Origin of the sequence: Anabaena sp. 90 (assembly GCF_000312705.1) — a bacterium.
Classification (GTDB): domain Bacteria; phylum Cyanobacteriota; class Cyanobacteriia; order Cyanobacteriales; family Nostocaceae; genus Dolichospermum; species Dolichospermum lemmermannii.
Genome location: NC_019427.1, coordinates 991742 through 1005291, shown reverse-complemented (window position 1 = coordinate 1005291; position 13550 = coordinate 991742). Strand labels below are relative to the sequence as shown.

12 protein-coding genes are annotated in these 13550 nt (G+C 39.9%); 9 read left to right on the top strand and 3 right to left on the bottom strand.

What is annotated here, in order from left to right; all coding sequences use genetic code 11:
• Nucleotides 1-12: 12 nt before the first annotated feature.
• Complete coding sequence (locus ANA_RS28105; RefSeq protein WP_256380192.1) at nucleotides 13-138, top strand: hypothetical protein; 126 nt, start codon at nucleotides 13-15, stop codon at nucleotides 136-138.
• Between the two features lie 303 nt (nucleotides 139-441).
• Here the strand turns inward: ANA_RS28105 and ANA_RS04610 are convergent, their stop codons facing one another.
• The gene (locus tag ANA_RS04610) at nucleotides 442-1098 is read right to left on the bottom strand and encodes a Uma2 family endonuclease (RefSeq protein WP_015078895.1); all 657 of its coding nucleotides are present in this window, start codon (nucleotides 1096-1098) and stop codon (nucleotides 442-444) included.
• Nucleotides 1099-1360: 262 nt separating this feature from the next.
• On the opposite strand from ANA_RS04610, the gene ANA_RS04605 reads away from it, so the two are divergent.
• Entirely contained in the window at nucleotides 1361-1597 is a 237-nt protein-coding gene (locus tag ANA_RS04605) for a helix-turn-helix domain-containing protein (RefSeq protein ID WP_041457682.1), read from the top strand.
• On the top strand, nucleotides 1594-2295 hold the full coding sequence (locus ANA_RS04600) for a hypothetical protein (RefSeq protein ID WP_015078893.1): 702 nt from the start codon (nucleotides 1594-1596) through the stop codon (nucleotides 2293-2295). Before ANA_RS04605 ends, ANA_RS04600 begins: the two co-directional genes overlap by 4 nt.
• Here ANA_RS04600 and ANA_RS04595 read toward each other — a convergent pair.
• Nucleotides 2292-3614 (bottom strand): DNA methyltransferase, encoded by a 1323-nt coding sequence (locus ANA_RS04595; protein ID WP_015078892.1) that lies wholly within the window; start codon nucleotides 3612-3614, stop codon nucleotides 2292-2294. The genes ANA_RS04600 and ANA_RS04595 overlap by 4 nt on opposite strands.
• 239 nt (nucleotides 3615-3853) lie before the next feature.
• Here ANA_RS04595 and ANA_RS04590 point away from each other — a divergent pair, with 239 nt between their 5' ends.
• The 5 genes from ANA_RS04590 to ANA_RS26430 all read left to right on the top strand — a co-directional run bounded on the left by ANA_RS04590 (nucleotide 3854) and on the right by ANA_RS26430 (nucleotide 9608).
• Nucleotides 3854-5143, top strand: a complete 1290-nt coding sequence (locus ANA_RS04590; protein WP_015078891.1) for a glucose-1-phosphate adenylyltransferase — start codon at nucleotides 3854-3856, stop codon at nucleotides 5141-5143.
• Nucleotides 5144-5243: 100 nt separating this feature from the next.
• On the top strand, nucleotides 5244-5753 hold the full coding sequence (locus ANA_RS04585) for an AAA family ATPase (RefSeq protein WP_015078890.1): 510 nt from the start codon (nucleotides 5244-5246) through the stop codon (nucleotides 5751-5753).
• Nucleotides 5754-6006: 253 nt separating this feature from the next.
• Nucleotides 6007-6984, top strand: a complete 978-nt coding sequence (locus tag ANA_RS04580; protein ID WP_015078889.1) for a DnaJ C-terminal domain-containing protein — start codon at nucleotides 6007-6009, stop codon at nucleotides 6982-6984.
• A gap of 433 nt (nucleotides 6985-7417) precedes the next feature.
• Nucleotides 7418-8482 carry a hypothetical protein gene (locus tag ANA_RS04575; RefSeq protein ID WP_015078888.1) on the top strand — a complete coding sequence of 355 codons (1065 nt, stop codon included), beginning with the start codon at nucleotides 7418-7420 and terminating at the stop codon, nucleotides 8480-8482.
• Between the two features lie 28 nt (nucleotides 8483-8510).
• The gene (locus tag ANA_RS26430; protein WP_015078887.1) at nucleotides 8511-9608 is read left to right on the top strand and encodes a hypothetical protein; all 1098 of its coding nucleotides are present in this window, start codon (nucleotides 8511-8513) and stop codon (nucleotides 9606-9608) included.
• A 657-nt stretch (nucleotides 9609-10265) separates the two neighbouring features.
• Here ANA_RS26430 and pyk read toward each other — a convergent pair.
• Entirely contained in the window at nucleotides 10266-12035 is a 1770-nt protein-coding gene (gene pyk / locus ANA_RS04560) for a pyruvate kinase (protein ID WP_015078885.1), read from the bottom strand.
• Between the two features lie 542 nt (nucleotides 12036-12577).
• Here pyk and crtR point away from each other — a divergent pair.
• Nucleotides 12578-13462 (top strand): beta-carotene hydroxylase, encoded by an 885-nt coding sequence (gene crtR, locus ANA_RS04555; protein WP_015078884.1) that lies wholly within the window; start codon nucleotides 12578-12580, stop codon nucleotides 13460-13462.
• Nucleotides 13463-13550 lie beyond the last annotated feature (88 nt).

Below are 13550 nucleotides of genomic sequence, written 5' to 3'. Positions count from 1 at the left end.
AACGCCATTCGCTTGGGTAACATTGCTCAAGCATTAGAATTAGGCGATCGCTTAATTAACTGTAACGAACCAGCTTTAAAGATTACCGCTATATACTCAACACGGCTTAATTATTTGATTCTGTGGGTAGGGGTTTAGCACTGCTCATTGGTGTCAACTTAACGTAAAACCCATAACCCGCCTGGGAATAAATTCCCAGTCTAATAGCGGAAGTCATCTAAAGATGACTGAATACTAGGAAAATTTATTAGTCCGTTTTAACGGACTTGAGCTATTAGACAGGGAATTTATTCCCTGGTGGGTGTGAAAGCCAATAGATAAGCCATTTCTAACTTAAGTTGACACCAATGAGCAGTGCTAAACCCCTACAAATCTAGGTTTTTCATGATTTCGTAAAAGTCCATTTCCCAACCGTGTTTAGTATAAATCGTGAGTCAGCTTTTAGAAATTAATGCGGCGATAAACTTCAGCAAGGGGGACTTCTACGTTTAAACTATGTACTAATATAGACTGATCAAGATGATCGTAAACTTGCCATTGCCAGCGAACTGCTTGCAGCAGCGCTAGTTCCCTCCGGGACGCTCCGCGAACGCTATCGCTACTATCATCAAGTTTGTGATAATGCTCAATATAGGGTTCAGTTTGGCTAACTAGCAGATATTCGCAAAAGCTAGGAAGTGAGCGATATTTTCTAAATTTATCACCTCTATCATAACCTTCAGTAGAGGGTGATAAAACTTCCACAATTACCAGAGGATTGAGAATTTCGTCAGTGCGCTCACCGTTAAACTCCGGTTCACCATTAATTACAAGAACATCAGCATAAGTACCATGATTAAACTCAGAAATCCAGATTCTTAAGTCCCCATTATAAGTTTGAAAATTAGTGTCTCTGAGAGCTACATTAAGTAAAGTAGTAATATTGACGGTAAGACGGCTATGAACTTCTGAACCTCCAGCCATTGCAATAATTTCTCCGTTACAATATTCATGTCTTTCGGCTGCGGTTTCCTCCATCACTCGATACTCATCTGGAGTGAAGTGAGTTGTTGTTATATCCTGAGTAATATTGGGGGGACTGGTTTGAGTAATAACCACGATCAAACCTCACGAATAATTGGTTTTATTTCAAGATAGTTCTTCCTTATCAACTTCATGATAACAAATTTTAAATCAATTGTCAAGCCCCAAATACAGTTTTTTGCGATCGCTATTTCTGGGTAAAGGAAATGAGCTAAATCAGGTCTAAATTGAAAGCCATAATTTTTTATAAACAGAGTCAAGGTCAGATAAAATTATATAATAATTTGGTTTTGATGAGGTAAAATGTTTACTCTATTGAAGCACACATTTTTTAAATATGGATGCTAGAATGGACGCTTTTGGGATCAGAGTTCGCTATTTCAGAAAAAGTTTAAAACTTTCCCAAGATGAATTGGCTGAAAAATCTGACTTACATCGTACATATATTGGTGCTGTAGAGCGAGGTGAACGAAATATTAGTTTAATGAATATTTTTCGTTTAGCTGATGCTCTTCAAGTTACAGCTAAAGATTTGTTTGATAATCCAATAGAAAATGGAGAAAACACAAAATGATAAATGAAGATGAGTTACTGAATATAGCTATAGGAAATATTAGAAAAGTTTCAAAATTTAAACCTTATAAAAGCTATTCTGGTGTCAATAACAAAGAGGAATTTCAGCAATTAATAGCTAATGATCCTGCTTTTGGCTCTTTAGGTTTGGACGACGAAAGATACATTATTGCCAGAGTGGGAGGAAATCTTGTAACCTCCTTACATCGCAAACTTGGTGATATGTATGAGAATTTATTTGCCTATTTATTAAAAGAGAGTTTTGGATTAAATGAGAATGAACTACACTTTAGTGTCAATGTTAAAATTGGTAAACGTGACCAGGTTCGATCCACTGATGGATTAATCAGAAAAGATAAGTTCAATCAAAATATTCCCTCAGATTGGATTAAATATGAAGGAATAGGATTTGAAGTCCGTTCATGCTATCAAATTGGTGATTCTAAAAGAATTCAGGCTGATTATGATACGTCCTTAGCTTTGAAGTCTTACGAAATTCTGCCTGTAATGTTAATTTTCTGCAATACATCTTTAAAAAGCCCTGTACTTAGATTATCAAAGAGTTGGGAACTCTATGAAGGAAGAAACAGTTTTGATTTAGTTCATACTATTACTGGTTTCGACCTTTATAATTTCCTTCAGAGAAATTCAGAGTTGTTGAAAAAAGAGATAGATAATATTTTCTCATATTTTCTCTAATTTTTAATACATACTGCTGTTTCATACAAACGTTTTTTACCACCCCTTTTCCTAAAGGAAATTATTTTCTCAACTTCAAAACCCTCGTGTTGAAAAAGCTGCCCCAAAATCACCTCTGTAAATATCTCTACATTTGAGAGCCTAGAATTACCCACAACGTAAACACCTTGAAAATTTCTGGATACGCTCTGTTTTAAACATTTTATATGTTTCCACAAATCAATAAAGTATTTGGTGGCATAATTACACATCAAGATATTTTGATTTTTAAGCTCATCATAGTAAGAAAGATATGGCTTAATCTCATCAGGAACTATAATTAAATCCTTCTGTAAAATTGAAGTCGCTCTACCCCATGTTCCACCTATTGCTTGTAAATCTATTTCCGTAGCTTCACTAATATCTTCTAATAGTTCTAAGAAATGCAATTGAGGTCTGGTTTGATGAATATAACTATAACGATTTGGATAGGGAGGTGAAGTAATTACAAAATCTATAGAACGATTAATAATCGTATTTTGTAAGTTGTTTGTGGAATTACCGACTATAATGGAGTTAAAATTTGAAAATAATATTTGCTTTTGATTGAGCTTGATCAAATCTTCCTTTATGTTCTGGAGATTTGTACTAATTTCCAAATAAACATCTATCTCCCTCTGATGATTATCATCAAATGTAATAGTTGGATGATTTCTATGAATATTTGCACAATCTAAACACGCTTTATTCAAAGATAACCAGATATATTCAGAAATAGGATTATATTTTTCCTGATTCATTATCTCACGGCAAATAATCAAATTCTTTAACACATGAATTTTCCACCAACGAAAGACATTATGAATAATTGGAACTCTGGTATTGAATATCTCAATAACATCTTCTAGTGAAAATGTCTGATATTTTTTAATCGTATCAAATATTTCTTCAAGATAAATATTAATTAAATGCGTATTATCAATATTCCATAGTAACGACTTATTTCCCACTTGCTGAAGTAGAGGATTAATCTCAATTCCCATAGCCTTAATTCCATGCTTCTGACATTCAATAACTGTTGTGCCTCTACCACTAAATGGATCAACGACAAAATCATCTTTACTAATTTTAAATATATCAATAAAAAAGCGAACTAAATTTGGCGAATAGCTAGGGGTCAGCCGATACCATCTATGTACTGACTCTGTTTGTCCTGCTTTAAATGTGATATCACCTATATCAATTTCTTGATAGTTAAAACCAGACTCCTCAATGCTTCTATAAAAACAGTTAGCAATATGAGTATTTCTATCTTCAAATAGTGATAGTTGTTGAAACATGATAACTTTAATAGTAAATTGCTACTTAAAAGTAGCACAAAATGTTCATATTGGCAATACTGCTTCAACTATAAATTTAGACTCTCCTGCCACCCACCACTATAGTACATAAGTTCTATTTTGGCTAATTTACTACCATCTCAAAAATTCATCCCTAAGATTCTTTGATCCCCCTTTATCAGTTGTTACATACAGTCCTAAACTGGAGATGAGAGTGAAAGGCAGTTGGGAGAAATTTTGTGAAAAAAGTTTTAGCAATTATTCTGGGTGGGGGTGCGGGGACTCGGCTTTATCCGTTAACTAAACTCCGCGCCAAACCAGCAGTACCAGTGGCCGGGAAATATCGTCTCATAGATATCCCTGTTAGCAACTGCATCAATTCCGAAATATTCAAAATCTACGTCCTGACTCAATTTAACTCAGCCTCTCTGAATCGTCACATCGCCCGTGCTTACAACTTCAGTGGGTTTAGTGATGGGTTTGTAGAAGTGTTAGCAGCACAACAAACCCCAGAAAACCCCAACTGGTTCCAAGGGACGGCTGATGCTGTGCGTCAGTACATCTGGATGTTACAAGAGTGGGATGTAGAAGAATTTCTGATTCTTTCCGGTGATCACCTTTACCGCATGGATTACCGGCAGTTTATCCAGCGGCATAGAGATACAAATGCTGATATTACACTTTCCGTCATTCCCATGGATGATCGTCGCGCCTCCGATTTTGGCTTGATGAAAATTAATGAATCGGGTAGGGTAATTGATTTTAGCGAAAAACCCAAAGGTGAAGCTTTAGCACAAATGCGTGTTGATACCACCATATTGGGATTGACAAAAGAACAAGCCGCATTACAGCCATATATCGCCTCCATGGGGATTTATGTCTTTAAAAAAGATGTTTTGATTAAGTTGTTGAAACAATCTTTAGAACAAACTGATTTTGGTAAAGAGATTATTCCCGAAGCTGCTAAAGATCACAACGTTCAAGCCTTCTTATTTGATGACTACTGGGAAGATATTGGGACAATTGAATCTTTTTATGAGGCTAATTTAGCCCTGACGAAGCAACCCCTTCCTCCCTTTAGCTTCTACGATGAAGCAGCACCAATCTATACTCGCGCTCGTTATTTACCACCTTCTAAACTGCTGAATTGCCAAATCACAGAATCTATGATTGGTGACGGTTGTATTTTGAAAGATTGTCGCATTCAACATTCAGTTTTGGGAGTGCGATCGCGCATAGAATCAGGATCTGTAATTGAAGAAACCCTAATCATGGGCGCTGACTATTATCAACCATCTGTTGAAAGACAATGCAGTTTAGAGGAAAATGATATTCCCGTCGGTATTGGTACAGACACCATTATTCGCCGTGCCATCATTGATAAAAATGCCCGCATTGGTCACAATGTGAAAATTATCAATAAAGACAACATCCAAGAAGCAGAACGAGAAAAGCAAGGCTTCTACATCCGTAGCGGCATTGTTGTTGTTCTCAAAAATGCTGTAATTCCTGATGGTACAATCATTTAGTTAGTAGTGATTGGTAATTGGTAATTGGTAATTGGTAATTGGATGATTTATCTTTCTTGTCCCCTGTTCCCTGTTCCCTATTCCCTATTCCCTATTCCCTATGACTAAATTAATTTTGCTAATTGGTCTTCCTGGTAGCGGTAAATCAACCCTAGCAAAACAATTATTCACAGAATGCCCCCAGATGCAGCTAATTTCCACAGATGCTATCCGGGGGCAGCTTTTTGGTTCAGAAGCAATTCAAGGACCTTGGCTGCTAATTTGGCGGGAACTGGAACAACAATTGCAAACAGCCATAACCGCAGATAAAGGGGTGATTTTCGATGCTACCAACGCCCAAAGGAAAAATCGCCGGGAAGTGATTACCCTAGCCCGTAATTGTGGCTTTAGTTATATTATGGGGGTTTGGGTGAGAACTCCAGTTTGGCTATGTTTAGCAAGGAATCAAAGCCGGATTCGCCAAGTTCCTGAAGAGATAATTCTCCGAATGTCCCGTCAACTCCGGGATGCTCCCCCCAGTAAAGAAGAAGGAATAGATGAACTTATTTTCTGTTCATCATGGCAAGAGTACGGGAATTGCGCCAGTACATTCAGCAAGAACCACACTTAATTTTGGCAATTGTTTGTTAGTTTAACATCAGAATCTTTTGCCTGGCACTAGTACCGCAAGGCGGAAGTCAAAAGTAATATTCAGCAAGCTTTTTGGCGATTAAGAATGGTTGGTTTATTTGCGCCGTGCTGTACTAGACCAAATAAAAGGAAACAGTCCACAGAAAAAACTCAGCCCCCACAAAGGTTGATTAATAGTAAATTTCATATCTTAGAAAAAAAACATAACCTAAACTTCTACAGGAGGCTAGTAGATGGCTGCAACCGACTTTAAAGACTATTATGCAATGTTGGGAATTAGTAAAACTGCCACTTCAGAAGAAATTAAACAAGCTTTTCGCAAACTAGCCCGTAAATTTCATCCTGATGTTAACCCCAATAACAAACAGGCTGAAGCCAAATTTAAAGAAGTTAATGAGGCTTACGAAGTATTATCAGACCCAGATAAACGCAAAAAATACGACCAATTTGGTCAATATTGGAAACAAGCTGGTCAAGGTTTTCCCGGTGGTGGTCCTGGGGATATGGGGGGAGTTGATTTTGGTCAATACGGCAGTTTTAATGACTTCTTAACTGAATTATTTGGTGGTGCAGGTCCTGGCAGCGGACGACAAAGTTACTCTTATCGAACTTCTCCAGGTAGACCAGGTGGCGGTTTTAACGATTTTGGTCTTCAAGATGGCGGTGCTGGTGGTACACAAGATACAGAAGCTGTAATTATTTTAACTTTTGCCGAAGCATTTTCCGGTGTTCAAAAACGGTTTAGTTTAGGCAACGAAACTATTGATGTGCGTATTCCTGGTGGCGCTAAAACTGGGACTCGTCTACGGGTGAAAGGAAAAGGCCAAATTAACCCCATGAGTCAACAACGGGGAGATTTATACTTAAAGGTAGAATTACAACCCCATACTTTTTTCCAACTTGAAGGGGACAATCTGGTTTGCGAAGTCTTAATTACCCCTGATGAAGCCACATTAGGTGCAGCGATAGATGTACCCACACCCGATGGTCATGTTAGTGTCAAATTACCTGCGGGAGTTCGTTCTGGTCAATCTCTGCGCTTACGTGGTAAGGGTTGGCCTGTAGCTAAAGGCGGACGTGGTGATCAATTTGTGAAAGTAGCGATCGCTCCCCCAAAAGACCTCACACCCCAAGAGCGGGAATACTATGAAAAAATTCGAGCTATCCGTACCTATAACCCCCGCAGTCATTTAGCACAAGTTAAATTGTAAAGATTATTGAGGGTATTTCCGTAAACAACGATCCATAAATGTTATTTTCTATTGCTTGTAGGATTTTCACCATTTTATGATTTATGCTATCCCTGTTCCTTAAATAATCGCCTCTGAAAGCCTTCTGGAATGATCATAAATTTTAAGAATCATTACAGAATTACTTGAAAATCACTGAGTTCCTTTTGCATCAAGGCTTTAATTCCCCTTTGGATCTCAAAATCAGCAAACGGACAGTATCTAATGCTTGCCTTTAAAGTTATATTCCCTGTATAATCACAAGTGTCTGCCCAAGTCTTTGTCGGTCTATACACAAAATAGTTAGTTATTTTGCCTGAATGTTAATTCAGTCAGAGTTAAACATTTTTTTGTACCTAGCTATATCTGTTTATAGATTTTTGCCACTGCATAACATCTTGTGAGGAGTAATATTTTGAAGATAAAAAAGCATTCTATTAGACTAGTCAATTATTTAAGACATTTTGTCTACTTGAGTTTATGGCTAACCTTACCAAGCTTACTGCTGGGAACAACTATCTCAGTTAATTCCGCATCTGCGGCAGATGACATGGTAGCAGCAAATCTCAATAATGAATTAATTACAGATCAAACGACAACAACCACTTCTTTAGCCGATACCAAACAAGTATTCACAGCCGCAGACTTAAAACCAAAGGTTGAATCTACTCCTGGGCAAAAACAACTAATTGCCCAAAATGCCGACAGTGATACCAATGATCTCAATAAAATCCGCCAAGAGTTATTAGTTGAACCCCTAATCAAAGCCAAGATAGTATTACCTAAGCCAACTTACCCACCAGGACTCAGTTTTGCTGCTCCCAGTGCCTTCGGAGCTAACATGGGTGACGCTTTTATAGGAGCATCAGGGGCAACCGCTGGTACGAGAGGTAACAGTCTAAATGATATAGACGGAAGTACCAGTCTCGGTTTTGGCTTAGGAAATTCCCAAAAAACAGTTGGTTTGGAATTATCCTTCAACAACGGTAGTATCAAAAGATTTGGTAGTAATGGAACTTTTGACCTCAAAGCTCACCGCATTGTCTATGCCAAAGGAACCAATCAAGTCGGTGTAGCTGCTGGCTGGAAAACCTTTGCTCAGTATAAGACTGAAGCTAGTATTGAACCTATTAGACCTTCCAGCGTTTATGGCGTGGTAACAACTTACTCCCTTTTAAAGCCTAATGATCCTGTTAATAAAATGCCTATCTCCTTCTCACTAGGGGCTGGGGGTGGCGATTTCAGGCAAGGTAATGCCAGTACGGGTGTATTTGCTGGAGCAGGTGTGCAAGTTCATCCCCAAGTAGGTGTAGGTCTAGGTTGGAGTGGAATTGGTTTCAACGTTGGGGCTTCCTTTGTTCCTGTGCCGACTTTACCCTTAACAATTACAGCCCAAGCTTCGGATCTCACTGAGAACACCGCAGGCGGCACAGTATTCTCCTTGAGTGTAGGTTATGGTTTCAATTTCTTGCCTAAATAAACACTTCAATATTTAAAGAATCATTATCATGTTGAAAATCAGAAATCTCCTTTTTGCCCTCAGTCTTAGTCCTGTACTATCCGTTATTTGGCAATTACCAAACCAAGCCCAAGTTAGTAAAGGTACGGCTGGAGTTGACAGTGGTGCTGCTACTGGTGCTTCACAAACTAGTGGTTTTTCCACGCCAACGACAACAACAACAACAACAACAACAACAACGATAGGAGGAACAACAACACCAGCAGTAACAGCAACAACAGCAACAGGAATTTCTATCACCATTCCCATCATATCTGGTGTTTCACCCGCCATTACAACTGGTGTTTCCACAACAGGTAGTCTGTCGGCGGTTAGTACAACTGGTGGCACAACTGGTGGCACAACTGGTGACACAACTACGGCATCACTTACAATTACCGTTTCAGCAGCAACTGTAGAACCAACTTCACCTGGTATCACTGTAACAAACGGTGCAACGGGAAACTCTATTGTGATCACTCTTTCACCGCAAGTCCAGGTTACTGTGAATCAGGTGGCTGCTGCTATTACTCAGGCTCTTAGTACAACAGGTGGTACAACAGGCGGTACAACAGGCGGTACAACAGGTGGTACAACAGGCGGTACAACAGATGGTGGTACAACAGGTGGTGGTACAACAGGTGGTGGTACAACAGGTGGTGGTACAACAGGTGGTGGTACAACAGGCGGTGGTAGTGCTGCTAACGTTGCTTCACTGCTGACAGGCGGTGCTGGGTCACAACAAGTTGCGGTAGCTCTGACAAACAGCTTCACTGCTGCGGGTATTTCCCCACAACTAGTAACAGCACTAGTCACATCTCTCACAGGTTTGTTTGGTTCTACTCAAGGTTCCTTACCAAATCAGCCCCTAGCCCAAGCAACATCAGGACAGCTAGTAGCCAGCACTAAAGCTTTGAAACCTATTCTTGTTATTGCTCAATCTGGTGCGGCAATAAATGTAGATATCAACAAGCTGAACGATGCCATTGTTGCCTACAATGGCATTATTCTCACCAGCGAGGCAGAAAATCTCAGGAAACTTTATAAGGATACCGATTTCGTTGGTATTGGTAAAGTTCTCAAAGAATTAAGAAAGTCAATTCAATAGGACCCTATCACAAAAGTATCACCAAATAGAACGAAAGGCACGGAAGCCACTTGGCTTTAGAGGGTGTTTGAAAAGTTATGGTTGATGTATCAAATATTTTTTACCCCACCCTAACCCTCCCCTTGTAAAGGGGAGGGAACTGGATTTTTATTGTTTCCCCCCTTTACAAGGGGAAAGGGGGGTAGCAATGTGATGAAAATTACGGAATACCACTTTTCAAACATCCTCTTAGACAGTGGAGGAAGTGCCAACGGCGAATTTATTCGCGGTGACATGATAGAATTAATTAGCAAGTAGGAATAACCATCAGCGCAAAGAAGTGTTTTATTAAGGAGAAACCCCTGATTTATCTCGTCTCGGCATAGCCGTAGCCTGGGTAAACAAGCAATGGTAAATCATGGAGCGTTTAACATTAAAAATTGATGGACTCACAAAAGCAGCAAAAAAAAATCAAAAGTAAGCGCAATTGCAATACCTGTCGTACTGGTAGTTGCCTTGAGCGTCTAGGAGGATAATTGACTATCCTTTTTAAGCAAGTCTTAAAGAATCTGCGTGTCTTTAGACCGCAGAGTGTCAATAAAAAGCACTGCTTCCACTTATCTGTTTCATAGTCGGGGCAGTGCTAATGCTATGAGATTATTAGATTAGCGATTGAATTTAAGTTCCCACAGCACCAGAGTAAATTAAACCTCGCTGCATATCCAAAGTCAAAATCGCCCCATCCTTAATTACCTGTGTCGCTTCCTTGACACCCACAATCACAGGCACACCAAGACGTAAACCAATAACAGCGGCGTGACTTGTGAGACTTTCTTCCTCAGTAATAATCCCCCCGGCTTTGCGAATTGCTTCTACGTAATCAACACCAGTGCGGGATGCCACCAAAATATCACCAGGGTTGAAATTACTGGCATCCATAGCATTATGAACTACCCTAGCGCGGCCACTTACAGAACCTTGTCCTAGACCAATTCCCTGACCGAGTACGGCAGTGACTATTTCTACTTTAATCAAGTCCGTTGACCCAGAAACGCCTTGAAGTGTACCAGCAGTCATGACGACTAAATCACCTTCAGTTAAGAGGTTTTTTTCCTGGGCAACATTAATAGCCGCTTGGAATGTCTGACCCGTAGAAGGTAATTCTAGCACCAACAGCGGTCTAACTCCCCATACCATCTGTAACTGTCTTGCCACATTGACATGAGGTGTAATGGCTAAAATTGGGGTTTTGGGACGGAACTTAGAAACGTTGCGGGCTGTAGCCCCGGTTTGTGTCAAAGTCATAATTGCCGCCGCGCCCAAATTTTCCGCAATTTGACCAACGGCTTGGCTAATCGCATTGGGAATAGAACGCCTGTTATCTCGTGACAGACGGGAGTTGGTGTTCAGGGTTTCTTCTTGTTCAATCCGTTCAGCAATTCTGGCCATAGTAGCTACAGCTTCCACTGGAAAACTACCAACAGCGGTTTCATTGGAAAGCATGACCGCGTCTGTACCGTCTAAAATCGCGTTGGCGACATCAGATACTTCCGCACGGGTGGGACGGGGGTTGCTGACCATGCTATCGAGCATTTGGGTGGCGGTAATGATGGGAATACCCAAACGGTTGGCTGTCGCAATGAGCCGCTTTTGCAGTACGGGTACATCTTCGGCGGGTAATTCTACCCCTAAATCACCTCTAGCCACCATCACCCCATCACACAAAGATAGAACTGCTTCCATTTGTTCAATGGCTTCGTGCTTTTCGATTTTGGCAACCACAGGCACATTTTTGCCAGTGCTGGAAATTAGTTCTTTAATTTCGATAATATCCTGGGGATTGCGAACAAAGGAAAGGGCTACCCAGTCAACACCTTGGTCTAGACCAAACATCAGATCCTCGCGGTCTTTGTCGGTCATGGCTTTAATGGATAAGTAAACTCCCGGAAAGTTAACACCTTTGTTGTTGGAAAGTTTACCGGGAACTGTAACCCGACAATGTAAATCACCTTTTTCGCGGTTAATTTCCTCTACTACCATTTCGACTTTGCCATCATCGAGGAGGATATTTGAACCAACGGGAACTTCATCTGCTAAGTAATCGTAGGTAACGCAGCTTATTTGCTGTGTTCCTTCGATGAGGCGATTTGTTAACGTGAAGCGATCGCCTTTTGCTAGAATTATAGAGCCAGTTTCAAACCGCCCCAAGCGAATTTTTGGCCCCTGTAAGTCTTGCAGAATTGCTACTGGTCTATTCAGTTCAAAAGCGGTTTGCCGAATTAACCGAATACTGCGCTGATGATCAGCATGAGTTCCATGGGAGAAGTTTAGCCGCAGGGTTGTTGCGCCCGCTTCAATAATCGCTTTTAGCATTTCTGGGCTGCTGGTAGCAGGTCCAATAGTAGCAACAATTTTAGTTCGGCGCTGAGAATCTCTTAATTTCGTCATGGGCTGGGTTCAAGATTTTTGGGATCTACCTGGGAATTAATCGTCATGTTGTCTCATACCATTTGAAATTTGAGATTTTGGATGATGAAATACTGACTGTATCAGCAAATCATTTTTCGGACTTGCTGAAACCAAGTATGAATTGAGGTGTAGAGACGTTCCATGGAACGTCTCTACAAGAGTTTTCACATCATTAAAAATCACGTTCATACCTCAAATCAGCAACACCCATTTTTCCATTAATCGCCATCATTTTACAAATTGGTATGAATTAAACGGACTCTCTTTTTGAGTAACTGCTATATCAATGTTATAAGCGGTTAGAGAGGTAATTATGGTATAGATTTGATATCGTACACTAATCTGATCGGCAACCTGCTTCTGGGAGAGTTTTTTGTCTACAGCGCTGGTTTAGCAAAGAATCATAGCCTGATTTATTGATTCTGCAGCCAGACTGTGAATAAATCTTGCTTTACATAACTTTACTCTTAACTAAGATTAATAGTATGATCCGTAAAGATTGATTATTAAAGGAGTTAGTAATGCTCACGTCGGAGGCACAAAAGCCACTGACAATCCCCCCAAAAGAACTTTTATCACCTCCTGGTGATTTTAACCCGACGTTACTACTGTTTTTAGTAGTGGTGATCATGTTGGTTTTATCCAACTTTGGGTATTGGTGTTGGGAATGGCCAGATTGGTTATGTTTTAGTATAAATACTCTGGCGTTACATTGTTCAGGAACGGTGATTCATGATGCTTGTCACCAGTCTGCCCATCGCAATCGCATTGTTAACGCTATTTTAGGGCATTGTAGTGCCTTAATCCTAGTTTTTGCTTTTCCAGTATTTACACGAGTACATTTACAGCATCATGGTAATGTAAATCACCCTAAAGATGACCCAGATCATTATGTTTCTACAGGTGGTCCCCTGTGGTTAATTGCGGTGAGATTTTTGTACCATGAGGTATTTTTCTTCCAAAGACGGTTATGGCGGAATTATGAACTACTAGAATGGTTTATTAGTCGCTTAATTGTCATTACTATTGTTTATATTTCTGTCCAATATCATTTTTTGGGCTATATTCTTAACTTTTGGTTTATTCCCGCTTTTGTGATTGGAATAACTTTGGGGTTCTTTTTTGATTATTTACCCCACCGTCCCTTTGTGGAGCGAAATCGCTGGAAAAATGCCCGCGTCTATCCTGGTAAGGTTCTCAATATTCTGATTTTGGGACAGAATTACCATTTAATTCATCATCTCTGGCCTTCGATTCCTTGGTATAATTATCAGCCAGCTTATTATTTGATGAAGCCATTATTGGATGAAAAGGGTAGTCCGCAAACTTCTGGGTTATTGCAGAAGAAGGACTTTTTTGAGTTTGTCTATGATGTTTTCATAGGTATTCATTTTCATCACCATTGATGTGTTTTTCTACATCTGAAGTTGTAAGTATTCATCTGTGATACTTGTTGATACCCAGATCCCCGACTTCTTTTATTTATTCTGTCCA